Origin of the sequence: Kitasatospora sp. NPDC127067, from assembly GCF_042724755.1 — a bacterium.
GTDB lineage: Bacteria > Actinomycetota > Actinomycetes > Streptomycetales > Streptomycetaceae > Kitasatospora > Kitasatospora lactacystinica.
The window spans coordinates 1-16,052 of the sequence record NZ_JBHXEM010000174.1; the positions used below are offsets into that span (position 1 = coordinate 1).

The 16,052-nt window shown below is 75.2% G+C and carries 16 protein-coding genes; 10 read left to right on the forward strand and 6 right to left on the reverse strand.

The window, feature by feature from the left end:
* Nucleotides 1-201: 201 nt before the first annotated feature.
* Nucleotides 202-642 (forward strand): hypothetical protein, encoded by a 441-nt coding sequence (locus tag ACFWJ4_RS37805; RefSeq protein ID WP_380552940.1) that lies wholly within the window; start codon nucleotides 202-204, stop codon nucleotides 640-642.
* Nucleotides 643-706: 64 nt separating this feature from the next.
* Here ACFWJ4_RS37805 and ACFWJ4_RS37810 read toward each other — a convergent pair whose 3' ends face one another.
* A complete protein-coding gene (locus ACFWJ4_RS37810; RefSeq protein WP_380552943.1) occupies nucleotides 707-1,966 on the reverse strand; it encodes an alpha/beta hydrolase family protein in 1,260 nt (419 codons plus the stop codon).
* Nucleotides 1,967-2,179: 213 nt separating this feature from the next.
* A complete protein-coding gene (locus ACFWJ4_RS37815) occupies nucleotides 2,180-2,512 on the reverse strand; it encodes a helix-turn-helix domain-containing protein (RefSeq protein WP_359906363.1) in 333 nt (110 codons plus the stop codon).
* Between the two features lie 145 nt (nucleotides 2,513-2,657).
* Here ACFWJ4_RS37815 and ACFWJ4_RS37820 point away from each other — a divergent pair, with 145 nt between their 5' ends.
* The gene (locus ACFWJ4_RS37820) at nucleotides 2,658-3,839 is read left to right on the forward strand and encodes an MFS transporter (protein ID WP_380552946.1); all 1,182 of its coding nucleotides are present in this window, start codon (nucleotides 2,658-2,660) and stop codon (nucleotides 3,837-3,839) included.
* Between the two features lie 139 nt (nucleotides 3,840-3,978).
* On the opposite strand, the gene pgm is transcribed toward ACFWJ4_RS37820, so the two are convergent.
* The 3 genes from pgm to ACFWJ4_RS37835 form a co-directional block, all read right to left on the reverse strand.
* Nucleotides 3,979-5,619, reverse strand: coding sequence for a phosphoglucomutase (alpha-D-glucose-1,6-bisphosphate-dependent) (pgm, locus tag ACFWJ4_RS37825; protein WP_380552949.1), 1,641 nt, complete (start codon nucleotides 5,617-5,619; stop codon nucleotides 3,979-3,981).
* 143 nt (nucleotides 5,620-5,762) lie between these two features.
* A complete protein-coding gene (locus ACFWJ4_RS37830) occupies nucleotides 5,763-6,062 on the reverse strand; it encodes a YciI family protein (RefSeq protein WP_380552952.1) in 300 nt (99 codons plus the stop codon).
* 493 nt (nucleotides 6,063-6,555) lie between these two features.
* Nucleotides 6,556-6,921: a hypothetical protein gene (locus tag ACFWJ4_RS37835; protein WP_359906349.1), complete on the reverse strand. Its 366-nt coding sequence runs from the start codon at nucleotides 6,919-6,921 to the stop codon at nucleotides 6,556-6,558.
* 141 nt (nucleotides 6,922-7,062) lie between these two features.
* Between ACFWJ4_RS37835 and ACFWJ4_RS37840 the strand changes: the two genes are divergently transcribed.
* The 5 genes from ACFWJ4_RS37840 (at nucleotide 7,063) to ACFWJ4_RS37860 (ending at nucleotide 11,079) form a co-directional block, all read left to right on the forward strand.
* Nucleotides 7,063-7,422 carry a hypothetical protein gene (locus tag ACFWJ4_RS37840; RefSeq protein ID WP_380552955.1) on the forward strand — a complete coding sequence of 120 codons (360 nt, stop codon included), beginning with the start codon at nucleotides 7,063-7,065 and terminating at the stop codon, nucleotides 7,420-7,422.
* Nucleotides 7,419-8,441, forward strand: a complete 1,023-nt coding sequence (locus ACFWJ4_RS37845; RefSeq protein WP_380552958.1) for a hypothetical protein — start codon at nucleotides 7,419-7,421, stop codon at nucleotides 8,439-8,441. Before ACFWJ4_RS37840 ends, ACFWJ4_RS37845 begins: the two co-directional genes overlap by 4 nt.
* Nucleotides 8,438-8,827, forward strand: coding sequence for a roadblock/LC7 domain-containing protein (locus ACFWJ4_RS37850; protein WP_063350516.1), 390 nt, complete (start codon nucleotides 8,438-8,440; stop codon nucleotides 8,825-8,827). Before ACFWJ4_RS37845 ends, ACFWJ4_RS37850 begins: the two co-directional genes overlap by 4 nt.
* A 338-nt stretch (nucleotides 8,828-9,165) precedes the next feature.
* On the forward strand, nucleotides 9,166-9,504 hold the full coding sequence (locus tag ACFWJ4_RS37855; protein WP_359906340.1) for a hypothetical protein: 339 nt from the start codon (nucleotides 9,166-9,168) through the stop codon (nucleotides 9,502-9,504).
* 63 nt (nucleotides 9,505-9,567) lie between these two features.
* Nucleotides 9,568-11,079 (forward strand): FAD-binding protein, encoded by a 1,512-nt coding sequence (locus ACFWJ4_RS37860; RefSeq protein ID WP_380552961.1) that lies wholly within the window; start codon nucleotides 9,568-9,570, stop codon nucleotides 11,077-11,079.
* Between the two features lie 114 nt (nucleotides 11,080-11,193).
* On the opposite strand, the gene ACFWJ4_RS37865 is transcribed toward ACFWJ4_RS37860, so the two are convergent.
* Nucleotides 11,194-12,708, reverse strand: coding sequence for a multicopper oxidase family protein (locus ACFWJ4_RS37865; RefSeq protein WP_380552964.1), 1,515 nt, complete (start codon nucleotides 12,706-12,708; stop codon nucleotides 11,194-11,196).
* Nucleotides 12,709-13,063: 355 nt separating this feature from the next.
* Here ACFWJ4_RS37865 and ACFWJ4_RS37870 point away from each other — a divergent pair, with 355 nt between their 5' ends.
* Genes ACFWJ4_RS37870 through ACFWJ4_RS37880 form a run of 3 tightly spaced genes read left to right on the forward strand, consistent with a single transcriptional unit; the run spans nucleotide 13,064 to nucleotide 16,010 of the window.
* Nucleotides 13,064-14,632: a pyridoxal phosphate-dependent decarboxylase family protein gene (locus ACFWJ4_RS37870; protein ID WP_380552967.1), complete on the forward strand. Its 1,569-nt coding sequence runs from the start codon at nucleotides 13,064-13,066 to the stop codon at nucleotides 14,630-14,632.
* Nucleotides 14,629-15,333 carry a hypothetical protein gene (locus tag ACFWJ4_RS37875; protein WP_380552970.1) on the forward strand — a complete coding sequence of 235 codons (705 nt, stop codon included), beginning with the start codon at nucleotides 14,629-14,631 and terminating at the stop codon, nucleotides 15,331-15,333. Before ACFWJ4_RS37870 ends, ACFWJ4_RS37875 begins: the two co-directional genes overlap by 4 nt.
* Complete coding sequence (locus ACFWJ4_RS37880) at nucleotides 15,330-16,010, forward strand: DUF6875 domain-containing protein (RefSeq protein WP_380552973.1); 681 nt, start codon at nucleotides 15,330-15,332, stop codon at nucleotides 16,008-16,010. The genes ACFWJ4_RS37875 and ACFWJ4_RS37880 overlap by 4 nt, the downstream gene beginning before the upstream one ends.
* Nucleotides 16,011-16,052 lie beyond the last annotated feature (42 nt).

A 16,052-nucleotide genomic window follows, 5' to 3' on the forward strand; every position in this document is an offset into this window, starting at 1 on the left:
GAGCGGGAGGCCCACCGACACGGGCCTCCCGCTCCGCCGCTTCGTCGTGCGCACACCACTCGCCGGCACCGGAACCTGGACCGGCACCGGCACCGGAACCTGCACCGGCACCGGCACCGGTATCCGACGGGCCCTCCGTCGTGTCGGAGGCGGGCGCTAAGGTCCCTCCCGAGATCGCACGACAGCACGGAGGGGTTCGGTATGAGCAGCAGGCACGAGGGGTTCTCCGCCGAGGAGCGGGCCGCGATGAAGGACCACGCGCAGGAGCTGAAGAAGGCCGCGCGCCGGGCCTCGCAGGCGGAGAAGGCGGCCGAGGCGCTGCGGGACGTGCTCGCGAAGATCGCGGAGATGCCGCAGGGCGACCGGGTGCTGGCCGAGCGGGTGCACGCGGTGGTCACCGCCGCCGCTCCCGCGCTCGCGCCCAAGCTCTGGTACGGGATGCCCGCCTACGCGCTGGAGGGCAGGGTGGTGTGCTTCTTCCAGAGCGCGGAGAAGTTCAAGTCCCGCTACGCCACGCTGGGTTTCAGCGACCAGGCGCAGCTGGACGAGGGGCCGATGTGGCCGGCGTACTTCGCGCTGACGGAGGTGACGGCCGAGGTGGAGGAGCGGATCGCCGAGCTGGTGAAGCGCGCGGTCGGCTGAAGCATCGGAGCGGCGGAGCGGCGGAACAGGGCGCAGGGACTCGGGGCCTCGGGGCCTCGGGGGATCAGGCGTCGAAGCGGATCTCGGGCCAGCGGGGCGAGGGGGCGTCGAGCAGGGGGGCGGGGACGGCGCGCAGGTGGAGGCCGAAGTAGGCGGTGAGGTAGGCGCGTTGGGCGGCGACGGCGCGCTGGGGGTCGCCGGTGCCGAGGAAGTGCTCCAGCTGGTCGGCGGGCCAGGCGAAGACGCTCTGGCCCTGGGGGACGAGGAGTTGGAGGTCGCAGTAGGACAGGTGTCCTGAGCGGGTGAGGGTCAGGCGGCGGCGCCAGCCGGTCAGGTGCGGCCACAGGGTGTCCCACATGGCGTCGCGGGCGGGGCTGTCCCAGGTGGAGGCCATCAGCAGCAGGGGGCGGTCCTGGTCGGCGGTGGCGCTGGTGCCGAACAGGGGGCCGTCCAGGACGGCGCCGGCGCGGATGCGCGGGTCGTCGTGCAGGGCCTGGGCGGTGGTGGCGCCGCCCATGGAGTGGCCGAACATGCCGACGGCGTCGAGGTCGAGGGCGGTGTGGAGGCCGGCGGGCAGCGGGCCGCTTTCGAGGCGGTCGAGCAGGCAGCGGGCGTCGGCGGCGCGGTAGGCGACGATCTCGGCGTCGGTCATCGCCTGGACGCGGGCCTTGTCGCGCACTTCGAGGCGGTGGCCGGGGAATTCGACCTCGCCGGCGTCGTAGGTGTGGTCGACGGCGGCGACGACGTGGCCGTGGGAGGCGAGTTCCTCGGCGAGGGCGGTGTTGAAGGCGCTGTCGGCGCCGGAACCGTGGGAGTTGAGGACCACGGGGTGGCGGCGGCTGCGGTCGGCGGGCACGTCCGGGCGGGCGTGGGTGGTGGGCCAGGCGAGGCGGGCGTCGGGGACGGCGAAGTAGGAGGCCTGCAGGTGGGCGGTCTCGGCGGGGCTCATCCACGACGCGTACGGGCCCCGGGCCCCGGGCGCGGCCGGGTACCAGAGGCGGGCGCGCAGTTCGCGCGGGCGCGGCACAGGGGCCCAGGCGTCGGTGCGGGTGGCGTCGGTCAGGTACAGCAGGGCGGTGCCGACGGGGTGGGGACCGGTGGGCGCCGGCAGGCACAGGCGGGGCTCCCCCGCGGCACCGCCCGACGCCGTGCCGCCCGGCGCGGCGCCGCCCGACGCGCTGTCGGCACGCGCGGGCCCGGCACCGGTGACGGCGGCGGAGGCGGCGGTGGCTGCGCCCAGGGCGAGCGCCCCGAGGACGCCGCGGCGGCTGAGCGGACGCTCGGACGGACGGTCGGACGGGCGCTCGGGCTGGGATCCGGTCATGGGCGTGGCTCCTGCGGCGGGTCGGGCGGCGGCACGACGGCGGGGTGCGCCGGTGGGCGGTGCGCCGGTGGGCGGGGTACGCGTCCACCGTGCCGACCCGGCCCGCCCGGGCGCGTCCGCCCGCGGCAGGAGCCGCCCGGGGGGCCTTACGTCCGCAGGCCTACGCCTGCGGCGGCAGCCGCGGCGCTCCACCCCCTAGGGGTCAACCTTGGCCTACCGTACGGGAGTTGCCCGGCCCGCCAGGAGCGCGTCGAGCAGGCCGGGGAAGCGGGCGTCGAGGTCGGCGCGGCGCAGGCTGACGAAGCGGTTGCGGCCGGCGACGCGGGTGGTGGTGACGCCGGCCTCGCGCAGCACCCGCATGTGGTGGGAGACGGTCGACTTGTGGAGGTGGTCCAGGCCCAGGTCGCGGGGGTCGCAGGAGTGCTCGGCGTCGTCGGCGTAGCTGAGCAGCAGGGTCATGCGCACGGGGTCGCCGAGGGCGTGCAGGACCGTGACGAGGTCGATGTCGGCGGTGGCGGGCTGGGGAAGCCGCTCGTCGTCGCTCATGGCGCACGCTCCTCGGGGGCCGCGGGGAACCGCGGGGGAAACGGATGGTTTGACAATCATCCACCCATCCCCGAGTGTTTGACGAGCATCAAACAGTTGCATGTCCATCCAACAATTAGTTCCTTGCGCCCCGGGGGGCCCTGCCGTGCCCGTACGTCTGCTCCTGCTCGCCCTCGGCACCTTCGCCATGGGCACCGACTCGATGGTCTTCGCCGGCATCCTCGGCCCGATCTCCGCCGACCTGGGGGTGTCGGTGCCGGCCGCCGGCCAGCTGGTCACCGTCTTCGCGCTCGGCTACGCGCTGCTGGCCCCGGTGCTGGCCACGCTCACCGCCCGCTGGCCGCGCCGGCGCCTGCTGCTGACCGCGCTCGCGGTGTTCAGCGCGGCCAACGCGCTCAGCGCGCTCGCCCCCACCTACGGGCTGCTGCTGGCCACCCGCGTCCTGGCCGCGGCCGGCGCCGCCCTCTACACGCCGACCGCCAACGCGGTGGCCACCACCCTGGTCGCCCCCGAGCGGCGCGGACGGGCGCTGGCGACCGTGCTCGGCGGGATGACGGTGGCCACCGCGCTCGGCGTGCCGCTGGGCACCTGGGTGGGACGCTCCGACTGGCGGATGACGATGTGGCTGGTCACCGCGCTGGGCCTGGCCGCCCTCGCGGGCCTCGCCCTCCTGCTGCGCGACCTGCCCGCCCCCACCGCCGCCCCCACCCTCAAGGCGCGCCTGGCGCCGCTGGGCCGGCGCCGGGTGCTGGGCGCCGCGGCCACCACGCTGGTGTTCTTCCTCGCCTTCCAGAGCGTCTACATCTTCCTGTCCACCGCGATGTCCGGCGCCACCGGCGGCGACGCCGACCGGCTGAGCCTGATCCTGCTGACCAGCGGCGTGATGTCGGTGGCCGGCAGCTGGCTGGGCGGGCGCCTGGTGGACCGGATCGGGGTGCGGCGGGTGCTGCTGGCCGGCTCGGCGGTGGCCGCGCTCGCGTTCGCCGCGCTGCCGTGGCTGGGGCGCAGCATGCCGGGGGCGCTGGGGTACGCGGTGGTGGTGCCACTGGCGGGGTGGGCGGTGTCGGTGGCGCTGCCGCACCGGCTGGCGTCGATCGATCCGGTGAACGCGCCGCTGCTGATCTCGCTGAACAGCAGTGCGCTGTACCTGGGGACGGCGGCGGGGGGTGCGGCGGGGTCGGCGGCGATCGCGGTGCTGGGCGGGCGGTGGTTCCCGTTCGCGGCGGCGGTGCTGGCGCTGGTGGCGTGCGCGGTGGCGGCGGCGACCACGCGCGACGAGCGCCGGCCCGCGCCGGGCCCGGAGCGGGCGCAGCCGGCGGGCGCCTGAGCGGGCGGCAGCCGTCGGGCCCGGCAGGTGCGCGTCCGAGCGGGCGCAGCAGGCCGGGCCCGGCGGTGCCCCGGAGGTGCCGGGGGTGCCCCGGTCCGGCGGAACGTGCCGGGCCGGGGCCGCCCGGTGCGGGGGCGGGTCAGCCCCGCAGGACCTCGCCGACCAGGGCGCGGGCCTCGTCCTGGACCCGGGCGAGGTGTTCGTCGCCGTGGAAGGACTCGGCGTAGATCTTGTAGACGTCCTCGGTGCCCGAGGGGCGGGCGGCGAACCAGGCGTTCTCGGTGCAGACCTTGATGCCGCCGATCAGGGCGCCGTTGCCGGGGGCCTTGGCGAGGACGGCGGTGATCTTCTCGCCGGCGATCTCGCCGGCGCCGACCCGTTCCGGGGACAGGCGGGCCAGGCGGGCCTTCTGCTCGCGGTCGGCGGGGGCGTCCACGCGGGCGTAGGAGGGGGCGCCGTGGCGCTCGGTCAGTTCGCGGTAGTGGGCGCTGGGGGTGGCGCCGGTGACGGCGGTGATCTCGGAGGCCAGCAGGGCGAGCAGGATGCCGTCCTTGTCGGTGGTCCACACCCCGCCGTCGCGGCGCAGGAAGGAGGCGCCGGCGCTCTCCTCCCCGCCGAAGCCGATCGAGCCCTCCAGCAGGCCGTCGACGAACCACTTGAAGCCGACCGGGACCTCCACCAGGGTGCGGCCGAGGTCGGCGGCGACGCGGTCGAGCATGGAGGAGGAGACCAGGGTCTTGCCGACGCCGGCGTCGCCGGGCCAGTCGGCGCGGTGGCGGTAGAGGTAGTCGACGGCCACCGCGAGGTAGTGGTTGGGGTTCATCAGGCCGCCGTCGGGGGTGACGATGCCGTGGCGGTCGGCGTCGGCGTCGTTGCCGGTGGCGATGGCGTACTCGTCCTTGCGGCCGATGAGGGAGGCCATCGCGGCCGGGGAGGAGCAGTCCATGCGGATCCTGCCGTCCCAGTCGAGCGTCATGAACCGCCAGGTCGGGTCGGTCACCGGGTTGACGACGGTCAGGTCCAGGCGGTGGGTCTCGGCGATGCGCGCCCAGTAGGCCACCGAGGCCCCGCCGAGCGGGTCGGCGCCGATGCGCAGGCCCGCGTCGCGCACCGCGTCCAGGTCCAGGACGGAGGGCAGGTCCTCGACGTAGGCGGTGAGGTAGTCGTGGCGCCCGGTGGTGGCGGCGGCCAGCGCCCGCGCGTAGGGGACCTTCTTGACGCCGCGCAGGCCCTCGCGGATCAGCTCGTTGGCGCGGTCCTGGATCCAGCCGGTGGCCCGGGAGCCGGCCGGGCCGCCGCTGGGCGGGTTGTACTTGAAGCCGCCGTCGCGCGGCGGGTTGTGCGAGGGGGTGACCACGATGCCGTCGGCCAGCGCGCGGGGGCTGCGCCGGTTGTGGGCGAGGATCGCGTGGGAGACCGCCGGGGTGGGGGTGTAGCCGTCGGCGGCGTCGATCAGCACCTGCACGCCGTTGGCGGCCAGCACCTCCAGGGCGGTGGCCCTGGCGGGCTCGGACAGGGCGTGGGTGTCGGCGCCCAGGAACAGCGGGCCCGCGACGCCCTGTTCGGCCCGGTACTCGCAGATCGCCTGCGTGGTCGCGGCGATGTGGTCCTCGTTGAAGGCCGCGTCCAGCGACGAGCCCCGGTGTCCCGAGGTCCCGAACGCCACCCGCTGCCCGGGCTCCTGCGGGTCCGGGTTCAGCGCGTAGTACGCCGTCACCAGCCGCGCCACGTCCACCAGGTCACCGGGCTGCGCCGGCTGCCCGGCCCGTGCGTGTGCCATCCGTCTTCTCCCGCCGAAAGTCGGTACTCGCGATACGTCGTCGCTCCGCGCTCACCGATCGTAGCCAGAACGCGACCGTGCCCCGAACCGCGCGAACGGCCCGGGGCACCACGGACGGGCGGGGACGGGCGGGGCGGCAGGGCTCAGGCGGGCAGTTGCTGGCGGTGGGCCGCCAACTCCTCGGCGGTGGTGGTGGCGAGGAACTCCGTCACCCGGTACTCGGTCAACCCGGCCCGCACGAACGGGTCGGTGGCCACCAGCGCCTCGATGGCGGCCCGGTCCGGTCCCACCGCGAGGATCACCCCGCCGTCGCGCGGCACCTTGCGCCCCGAGGCGAGGAAGGTGCCCGCCGCGTAGTGCTCCCGGAGCCGCTCGATGTGCCGGGGCAGCACGGCGTCGATCGACTCCACGTCGGCGGTGTACGTCAGCTCAAGTACGAACATGCGGCCCAGGCTAGACCCGACGCCGTTCGGTCGAGGCGGGTCGGGGTCGCTCCTTCGTGCCGCGCGCGGCGTGGTCGAGCCGATTCCGCGGCACCGCCGAAACACCGGCGCTCCGACGGTTCGACGCTCCGACGGTTCGACGGTTCGACGGTTCGACGGTTCGACGGTTCGACGGTTCGACGGTTCGACGGTTCGACCACGGTATTCCGGCGCTCCGTCGCCGGCCGGAACAGCCGGGGCGAATATGACGCCCAGTCATCGGAAAGTCACGCATCTCCGTGGTCGGCGCACACCCGCGATATTCGCGGCCCGATTCCCGCGGACGGATCTCCGTAGTCGGTTCGTAACACCCCGCATTCGCTCCGCCCGGAATTCCACGCGCGGCGCGCGGCCCGCGCGGGGCCTTCCGGTCAGTCCTTCGGGCAGGGCTTGGCGGTTTCCAGCGGGCCTTCCGGACGGGGCGCGGACACCCGGGCCGCCGGCCCGGCCCCGGCTAGACGTCGAGAGCGGCCTCGATGCGCTTGAGACCGTGCCGGGCGAGCGCAAGGTTGGCGCGCGAGCGGTCCAGCGCCAGGTAGAGGAAGAGCGAGCCGTGACCGCGGGTCAGCGGGCGGATCAGGTGGTACTGGGTGCCGAGGGTGATCAGGACGTCCTCGATGACATCGTCGATCGACAGCGCGGCCAGGGCGCGTATCTTCGCACGAACGACCTCGGTGTTGGCGGCGGCCGCAATCTCCAGGTCGAGTTGCTGCCCCCCGCCGAGGAACCCGAGCGACATACCGCTCTCGTAGTCGGCCACGGCCACTCCGATGGCCCCCTCGATGGCCATCGCGTCCTTGAGTGCGTCGTCAATGTTCATGCGCTGTTCGTCCTTTGCGTGACTTCCGGGCGGAACTCCCGTGTGCAGGAACAAAGTAGCAAGAAGTCACCGGTTGTGGTCACCTCGTGAAAATGATGGAATAAAGTACGCTGCCGGGGTTCAGAACGTGAAGGGGTACTGGTGCGCGCACTCGAAGCTTCCCTCTCCGATGTGCTCGGCTCCCCCGGAGTGGTCGGTGCCGCGCTCGTCGACGCCGTCACAGGTCTCAGCTACCGGTCCGCCGGGGACCACCGGCTGCTCGGGACCGGGGCCGAACTCGCCGAGCTGACCAACCTGATCGGCGAGCGGCTGTACGAGGCAGGGGCGGAGAGCGAGTTGGAGAGCCTGGTGGTCACCAGCACCCGCCATCACCAGGTCGTCCAGGTGGTGTCCCGGCAGGGCGACCCCCTGCTGCTGGCCACCGTGCTGGACCGGGAACGGACCAACCTGGCGCTGGCCGTCCGCCAGACCGCCGACCGCGCGCAGGACTTGCTGGCATGACCGGCCCGTCCTACGACACGGCGCCGCCCGCCGCGCCCTCGGCTCCCACGACGCCGGCTCCGCCCACCGCGCGCAACGTGCCCGCGCTGCTGCTCGCGCTGCGCCGGACGGAGTTCACCGGATCGGTCACCGTCTCCGGCGCACCGGGCGGCACGATCCACCTGGAGCAGGGCCTGGTCGCCGCGGTCGAGACCCCCGGGGCCCCGACCGCCGAGACCCTGCTGCTGAAGTCCCGGCGCGTCGGCGAGGAGGAGTGGGCGTCCGCCGAGACGGCCGCGTCCGTCGGCCGGCCGGCCGACGCTCCCCCGACCTGGGGCGGCGACCTCGGCGCGGCCCTGGTGGCCCAGGGGTCGATCGGCGCCGCCGAGCTCGAAGCCGTCTGCGCCGCCGCCGCCTTCGACGGGGCCTTCGCCCTGGCGCTGAGCCCGCCCGGCAGTTGGGAGACCGCCGAGGCGGCGCCGCCTGCCAGGATCGCGCTGCGCCCGGGCATCGAGCCGGAGCGGCTCTTCGAGGAGACCGCCCGGCGGACGGCCCTGCTGACCCGCCTCTGGGGACCGCCCGGCGAACTGGCCCGCATCCGGATCCGTCCTGCCGCCCGGGCCGAGTCCGGCGCGCTGCGGATCCCGGTCCGCTACCGGGAGATCCTGGCCGCCGCCACCGGCCGCCGCACCGCGCGCGACCTCGGCTTCGCCCTGGGACGCGGCGTGTTCGCGGTGCTCCTCGACGTCGTACGGATGGACGCCCGGCACCTGCTCCACCGGGAACCGGCGCACCCGGCTCCCCTGGCACCGAGCGTGGCCCCGCGCATACCGACGAGCGAACCGCCGCCGGCCGACACCGGGCCGCTGCCGCGCCGCGTCCGCAGCGGACGCGGCGCGGGCGGTCCGGGCGGTCCGGGCGGCCTGCCCGCCCGATCCGAGGGAGCGGCGGCCGCTCCCGACGGCCCACCGAACGCACACCGCGCCGAGCACACCGCGCGCACCGAGACGACCGAGCAGAGCGAGAAGAGCGCACCATGAGCAGCCAGACACCGACCGCCGTGCTGGTCGACGAGTTGAAGTCCCTCCGCGACCGGGTCATGGGCATCTCGGAAAGTGTCATCTCCACCACCGACGGCCTGTTGGTGGCCGCCGACACGGCCGCCGTCCACCCCGAGTCGGCCGCCGCCCTGTCGGCCGCCATGCTCGGCCTCGGCCGGCGCACCGCGGCCGAGGTCGGCGTGGGCGGCCTGCGCGACGTGGTCACCCGCTGCAACAGCGGCTACGTCGTGGTACTGGCGATCGGGGAGCAGGCGCTGCTGATGATCCTGGGAGACGAGGGCCTCGACGTCGCCGGCCTGCACCGCGAGTCGCCCGCCACGGTCCGCCGCCTGAGCGAGCTGCTCGGGATGGTCCCCGCGGTCTAGTCGTGCGGTTGCCGGAGCCCGGTTGCACGTGGGTCACGGCCCGCCTCCTCCGGCTCCGCCTCGGGAGCTCGGGCTCGGGAGTTCGGGCCCCGCGGCGCCCGGCCGGGAGGGTGCCGACCCCCATCCTGCCAGGTCGGGCAAGGGTTCGGTAGGACACAGCCCACCCTTCTTCTGCCTTGCCGCGCGTCGGTGCGCGCCCGCAGACTCGTGCGCATCCCCTTCCGCGTCCCGCGCCGGCCGTCCTTTCCAGGGCGGCCGGCGCGCACGGCGTGCTGCCCCCGCACAGGGGCGGCGGGCGGACGGGGGGACCACACGAACGACGAAGGGGGACGGGCGCGATGAGCGTGCACGAGGACATGGTGCTGAAGGCCCGGGTGCGGCTGCTGAGCCACAACGAGCGGATCCTGCGCGGCGAGGAGGGCCTGTGGGTGTACCGGGCGCTGTTCGCCGTCAGCCCGGCCGCCCACGCCTACAAGCTGGCGTTCGTCCTGCGGGAGGCCGCCGAGGGGCCGCGGGTGGCCCACCTGCCCGGGGCGCGGCAGGCGCTGCTGGACGAGGCGCGGGCGGCGTGCGCGCACGTCCCCGCCCACGCCCCCGCCCACCAGGTGCGGATGTGGGAGTACCCGATGGCCGAGCTGCGGCGCATCGAGCAGCAGATCACCGGTGCACGCCAGTAGGTGATCACCCGATAGTTGCGGTACAACAATCCCTATTTGACGACTGATCGGAGAAATTCTGATATGAGCAGGTCAGGACTGTCGCGCCGCGCCCTCCTCACCTCGGCCGGCGCCGGGGCCCTCACCGCCGTCATCGGCTGGAACACCGCCACCGCCGCCTGGGCCACCGAGGCCGACGCGGACACCGGCGCCGACATCGCCCGGCTGCCCGCCCTGGACGGCACGGTGACCCTGCGGGGCGAGGGCCTGGAGCGCTTCTCCGGCGACTTCGGACACCTCGTCACCGCCGCACCCCGGGCCGTGCTGCGCCCCGGCTCGGTGCGCGACGTGCAGCAGCTGGTCGCCTTCGCCCGCCGCCACCGCATCCCGGTGGCCGTCAACGGGCAGAGCGGGGACCTCGCGCAGCTCGGCGAGGCCGCACTGGAGTCGCACTCCAGCTACGGCCAGGCCAACCCCCGCGGCGGCGTCGCCATCGACGCCCGCGGCCTGTCCAAGGTCGTCTCGGTGCGCCCGGGGCGCGCCGTGGTCGAGGCCGGGGCGACCTGGGCGCAGGTCACCGAGGCGGGCCTGGCCGCGGGCTGGGTGCCGCCGGTGCTCACCGACTACCTGCACCTGTCGGTGGGCGGCACGCTGAGCGTCGGCGGCATCGGCGGCGGCGTGCAGCGCCACGGCATGCAGGTCGACAACGTGCTGGAACTGGACGTGGTGACCGGCACCGGCGAGCTGGTCACCGCCTCCCCCACCCGCAACCGCGAGCTGTTCGAGGCGGTGCTGGCCGGCGGCGGCCAGGTCGGCGTCATCGTGCGCGTCACCCTCGCCCTGGTGCGGGTGCCCGAGCGCGCCCACGTCTTCTCGCTGTACTACGACGACCTGGACGCCTACCTCGCCGACCAGGAGAAGGTGCTGGCCCGGCGCCGCTTCGACTTCCAGGTCGGCGACGTGGTGCGCAGCGCGGACGGTTCGCGCTGGCGCTACAAAGCGGAGCTGGTGGCGTTCGCGGACGCCGGGCAGGCGGTGGACCGGGCGGCGCTGCTGGCGGGGCTGGCGCCGGTGGAGACGGAGGTGGTGGAGCAGAGCTGGCGGGAGTACGCCTACCGGGTGGACGGCTTCTCGGGGTACCTGCGGGCGGCCGGGTTCTGGGCGCTGCCCAAGCCGTGGCTGAGCGTGTTCCTGCCGGCGTCCACGGCGCGGGCGTTCATGGCGCGGGCCGCCGAGGTGCTGACCGCCGCCGACCTGGGGGCGGGGCTGCTGCTGTTCTACCCGTACCTGCGCTCGAAGGTGAAGGCGCCGCTGGCGGTGCTGCCGGGGCGGGAGGAGGTGGGCTGGCACTTCGACCTGCTGGCCTTCCCGGGGCCGGGGTCGGACACGGCGGCGATGCTGGAGCGCAACCGGCTGCTGTACGACCTGGCGGTGGAGCTCGGCGGCAAGCGGTACCTGATCGGGGCGGTGCCGGGGATGACGCGCGCGGACTGGCAGCGCCACTACGGGGGGCTGTGGGAGCGGGTGGTGGCGGCCAAGCGGCGCTGGGACCCGGCGGGGATCCTCACCCCGGGGCAGGGCATCCACGCGTCCTGACGCGCCCTCGGGCCGCCCGCGTCACGGCGGGCGGCCCGGCGGCCGGGCCCAGGTGGCCGGGCGGCCCGGCGGTCGGGGCTCGGGCGGCCCGAGGGGGGCCGGGTGGCCGGGTGCTCAGGCGATCTCCATCTGGGCCATCATGCCCATCGCGGAGTGGTCCAGCAGGTGGCAGTGGTACGGGTAGCGGCCGCGGTAGGAGTCGAAGGCGGCCTGCAGGCGCACGCTCTCGCCGGGCATCAGGCGCACGGTGTCCTTGAGGCCCGATTCCTCGGGGCCGGGGGCCCTGCCGTTGCGCTGGAGGACGCGGAACTGCACCAGGTGCAGGTGGAAGTTGTGCGGGATGTCGGTGTTGGCGTTGTGGACGGTCCAGATCTCCGAGGTGCCGAAGGCGACGGCGGCGTCCACCCGGGCCGGGTCGTACACCTTGCCGTCGATCAGGCCGCGCGGGGCGACGCCGGCGCCGCCCTCCTCGACCTTGAGCACGACGGTGCGCTCGCGGGCCACCGGTCCCAGCGGCGGCAGGGTGCGCAGCCGGTCGGGGACGGAGGAGGGGTCGGGGGCGGGGCGTCCGACGTCGAAGCGCAGCACCTGGCCGATGTGTTCGGCGGGGCCCGGCGGCATGGAGTTGGTGAGCACGACGCTCGTGCCGGGGCGGTAGCGGGAGAAGTCGATGACGACGTCGGCGCGCTCGCCGGGCGAGAGGTCGACGGTGTCGGTGGTGTGGGGGCGTTCCAGCAGGCCGCCGTCGGAGCCGATCCAGGTGATGGGGCCGCCGTCGGCCAGGCGCAGGGAGAAGAAGCGCAGGTTGGAGGAGTTGAGCAGGCGGATGCGGTAGCGGCGGGCGGCGACGTCGACCTTGGGCCAGGGGCGGCCGTTGGCGAGGATGGTGGCGCGTCCGGCGGCGTCGTCCATGCGGTAGACGAGGTTGCCGGAGGCGTCGAAGCGGGCGTCGCGCAGCGCGATGGGCAGGTCGTAGCGGCCCGAGGGCAGCGGCAGGGCGGCCTCGGTGGCGTCGGTGAGCAGGTAGGTGCCGGCCAGTCCCCGGTAGACGTGCTCGGACTCCAGGTGGTGGGCGTGGTCGTGGAACCACAGGCTCGCGTGGGGCTGGTCGTTGGGGTAGGTGCAGGTGCGGGTGGCGCCGGCGTTCAGCAGGTTCATCGGGCCGCCGTCGCTGTCGACGGGGACGGCGGAGCCGTGCAGGTGGACGGAGACCGGGTCGTCCAGCAGGTTGGTCTGGCGCACGATCACCGGCCGTCCGGAGCGGGCGCGGATGACGGGCCCGGGGAAGGCGCCGTTGTAGGTGAGGACGTCGGTGCGGTGCCCGGGCAGGATGCGGGCGAAGGAGCGCAGCATGGTCACCGCGTAGGTGTCGGCGCCGCCGTCGGTGGAGACGGGGCTGAGCACCGGGGGCAGCGGCAGGGCGGTGGTGAACTTCGGGGCGAGCGCGGGGCCGGCGTCGGGGCCCGGGTCGGGGGCGGTGGCGCCCGCCGGGTGGGCGTGCCCCGCGTCCTGCGCGGCGGAGGCGGCGGAAGCGGAGGCGGAGGCGGCCGGGTGCTGGGTGGTGCGCACGAGCAGGACTCCTCCCCCGGTCGCCAGGGCGGCGCCGATCATCCTGCGTCTGGTCACCATCGCGTCTCTCCTCCCGGGTGGGCTCCCCCGGCCTCTCCCGGGTGGGGGCGGCCTTGTCCGGGGGTGATTGCAGCAGCGTCCGCTCGTGCCGCGCTGGGGTCCGGCTGGGGCCGCGGGCGGCGCCCTTCGGGCCGGTGGGGGGCGGTGCGGGTGGGGCCGGCGGGCGCCGCGGTGGGTGAGCTGCGGGTGTTGCGGGCGCCTTGCGCGGCGCCGCCACCGTGGCTGCGGACGCGGTCGAGGAACGCTCAAGGACTCGGCTCGCGGTGAACGCTCGTACTCGCCGGGGGCCCGGCGTGCTGCTCACCCGCGCGCCGGCCCCCGTCTGTCGAAGGACTCGAAGGGGAAGGGCCGGAGCGTGGACCTGCGGTACTGGCTGCCGAGGGCGGCCGAGGTGGCCGAGCGGTGGGGCGAGCGGTTCGGACCGCTGCGGCCGCACCCCTCGCACCTGGTGGACGAGGCGGACTTCGCCGCCGCGTTCGAGCGCTTCGCCAAGCGCCTGGAGCACAACTACCCGTTCTTCCACCCGCGTTACGCCGGACAGATGGTCAAGCCCCCGCACCCGGCGGCGGTCGTGGGCTACCTGACGGCGATGCGCTTCAACCCCAACAACCACGCCTACGAGGGCGGGCCGGCCACCAACGACATGGAACGCGAGTGCGTCGCGCAGCTCGCCGCCATGTTCGCGCTGCCCGCGCACGTGGGCCACCTGACCAGCAGCGGCACCATCGCCAACCTGGAGGCGCTGTACGTGGCGCGCCAGAGCCACCCCGGCCTCGGCGTCGCCCACAGCGCCCAGGCCCACTACACCCACAGCCGGATGTGCCACGTCCTGGGCGTCGAGAGCCACGCGGTGGCGGCCGACGCCGAGGGCCGGATGGACGTCGGCGCGCTGGAGGAACTGCTGCGCACCGGGCGGGTGGGCACCGTGGTGGTCACCTGCGGCACCACCGGGCCCGGCGCCGTCGACCCGGTGCACGAGATCCTCCCGCTGGCCCGCCGCTACGGGGCGCGGGTGCACGTGGACGCCGCCTACGGCGGGTTCTTCGCGCTGCTGGCCGCCGACGACGCGCTCGCGGCCTCGCTCGGGGTGGACACCGCGCCGTGGCGGGCCGTCGCCGGCTGCGACTCGGTGACCGTCGACCCGCACAAGCACGGCCTGCAGCCCTACGGCTGCGGGGCGGTGCTGTTCGCCGACCCCGGCATCGGGCGGCACTTCGCCCACGACTCCCCGTACACCTACTTCACCGACGCCGAACTGCACCTGGGCGAGATCAGCCTGGAGTGCTCGCGCGCCGGGGCCTCGGCCGCCGCGCTGTGGCTGACCCTGCAGTTGCTGCCGCTCACCCCCGAGGGCCTGGGCGCGGGGCTGGCCGCGAGCCGGCGCGCCGCCCTGGCCTGGGCCGAACTGATCGACAACAGCGAGGAGTTGACGCTGCACCAGCGGCCGCAGCTGGACATCCTCACCTACTTCCCCACCGTCCCCGGGACGCCGGCGCCCGCGCTGTCGGCGATCGACGCCGCCAGCGAGCACGTCCTGCGCCGGGGCATGGCCGACGAGCGGGACCCCGTCTACCTGAGCGTGCTGCGCGTGGACGCCGCCGACTTCACCCGCCGCCACCCCGGCGTGCGCGCGGACGCGGGCGGGGCCCGGGTGCTGCGCAGCGTGCTGATCAAGCCGGAGGCGGAGGAGTGGGTGGAGCCGCTGCACGCGCGGGTCACCGCCCTGGCCGCCGCGGCCGGTGCGGCCGGTGCGGCCGCCCGACCGTCACCCGACACGGCCGGTACGGCCGGTACGGCGAGGGCCACTGCCGCATCCCGTGCGGCCGACGTGACCGCCGCACCCGGTACCACCGATACGACCGAGGCGACCGTTGACCCGCCTTCCCCTTCGTCCGCCCCCTCGTTCGAGGAGAGTGCCCGTTGACCACCACCACCGCCCTGCCCGCCGCCGCGGGCACCGCCCTACGGCCCGCCCTACGGCCCGTCGTGCGCCCGGCCCGCCCGGGCGAGGAGGACGCCCTCGCCCACCTGCTCGCCGCCGCCTTCGCCGACGACGCGCTGATGCTCTGGGCCTTCCCCGACCCCGGCCACCGCGCCCGCGTGATGCCCGCCTTCTTCCGCGTCCACGTCGAACAGTGCCTGGCCCACCGGGGCGCCCTGGTCGCCCACCGGGCCACCACCGGCGACGACACCGCGCAGGACGGCGAGCCGCTGGGGGCACTGCTGTTCCTGCCGCCCGGCCACTGGGACGACCCCGGCCCGAAGGACGGCACCGCCGCCCGGGCCCTCGCCGAGGCGATCGACGCCGCCGGCCACGACGGGCCCGCCCGCCGCCTGGCCGCCATCACCCGCCTGCAGACCCTGCGCCACCCGCGCCACCGCTCCCACCACTACCTCGCCTTCGTCGGCGTGCACCCCGACGCCCGCCGCACCCGCACCGGCCGGGCCCTGCTGCACGCCTTCCTCGCCGAGGTCGACGCCACCGGCCAGGCCGCCTACGCCGAGACCAGCTCCCCCGGCGGGGCCCACCTGCTCGCCGACGGCGGCTTCACCCGCTTCGGCGAGGCCATCGCCCTGCCCGGCGGCGGCCCCCGCCTGGCCCCGGTGTGGCGGGGGCCCCGATGACCGCCCCCGCCCTGCCCGCCGCCCCCGCCGACTCCCCGGCGCTGCGCCTGTACAGCGCCGGACAGATCGACGCCGGCCACGCCGCCGAACGCCCCGAGGCCGCCGAGACCCTCGCCTGGGCGCGGGCCTTCCTCACCACCGCCCACCCCGACCTCGGCCGCAGCGGCCCGGTCTGCCCCTACACCCAGCCCTCGCTGCGCCGCGGCCTGTTCCACATCGCCGTCGCCGACGGCTCCCCCGACGGGGACCTGCCCCGCCTGGTCGCCGAACTGCGCGCCCGCTACGACGCGTTGCTCGCCGCCCTGACGGAGGAGTCCGACCGCGAACTGCTCACCGTCCTGCTGGTCATGCCCCAGCTGGACCGCGAGGACTCCACCGTGCTGGACGAGCTGCAGCGCAAGGCCAAGGACGAGTTCGTCGAACAGGGCCTGATGATCGGCCAGTTCCACCCGGTCTGCGAGGAACCCGGCCTGTGGAACCACACCTTCAGGCCGCTGCGCGCCCCCGTCCCGCTGCTCGCGGTGCGCAAGCTCCTGGTCTTCGACCTGCCCTTCCTCGCCGGCGACGAGACCCACCTGAACCACTACCTGGCCCGCTTCGCCCCCGAGGTCCCCGCCCGCATCCGCGCCCAGCTGGTCACCAGCGTCCGCGCCCGCCGGCAGAACGCCGCCGCCTGACCCCCCTCCCCCGCGCGCGCGGAGCCGGCCGGCGCCCGGCTC

Coding starts and splice junctions, on each gene's coding strand:
- ACFWJ4_RS37830 (WP_380552952.1), bottom strand. CDS start 6,062: ATGTTCGTACTTGAGCTGACGTACACCGCCGACGTGGAGTCGATCGAC.
- ACFWJ4_RS37865 (WP_380552964.1), bottom strand. CDS start 12,708: ATGGTGACCAGACGCAGGATGATCGGCGCCGCCCTGGCGACCGGGGGA.
- ACFWJ4_RS37815 (WP_359906363.1), bottom strand. CDS start 2,512: ATGAGCGACGACGAGCGGCTTCCCCAGCCCGCCACCGCCGACATCGAC.
- pgm (WP_380552949.1), bottom strand. CDS start 5,619: ATGGCACACGCACGGGCCGGGCAGCCGGCGCAGCCCGGTGACCTGGTG.
- ACFWJ4_RS37880 (WP_380552973.1), top strand. CDS start 15,330: ATGACCGCCCCCGCCCTGCCCGCCGCCCCCGCCGACTCCCCGGCGCTG.
- ACFWJ4_RS37860 (WP_380552961.1), top strand. CDS start 9,568: ATGAGCAGGTCAGGACTGTCGCGCCGCGCCCTCCTCACCTCGGCCGGC.
- ACFWJ4_RS37810 (WP_380552943.1), bottom strand. CDS start 1,966: ATGACCGGATCCCAGCCCGAGCGCCCGTCCGACCGTCCGTCCGAGCGT.
- ACFWJ4_RS37850 (WP_063350516.1), top strand. CDS start 8,438: ATGAGCAGCCAGACACCGACCGCCGTGCTGGTCGACGAGTTGAAGTCC.
- ACFWJ4_RS37805 (WP_380552940.1), top strand. CDS start 202: ATGAGCAGCAGGCACGAGGGGTTCTCCGCCGAGGAGCGGGCCGCGATG.
- ACFWJ4_RS37855 (WP_359906340.1), top strand. CDS start 9,166: ATGAGCGTGCACGAGGACATGGTGCTGAAGGCCCGGGTGCGGCTGCTG.
- ACFWJ4_RS37835 (WP_359906349.1), bottom strand. CDS start 6,921: ATGAACATTGACGACGCACTCAAGGACGCGATGGCCATCGAGGGGGCC.
- ACFWJ4_RS37845 (WP_380552958.1), top strand. CDS start 7,419: ATGACCGGCCCGTCCTACGACACGGCGCCGCCCGCCGCGCCCTCGGCT.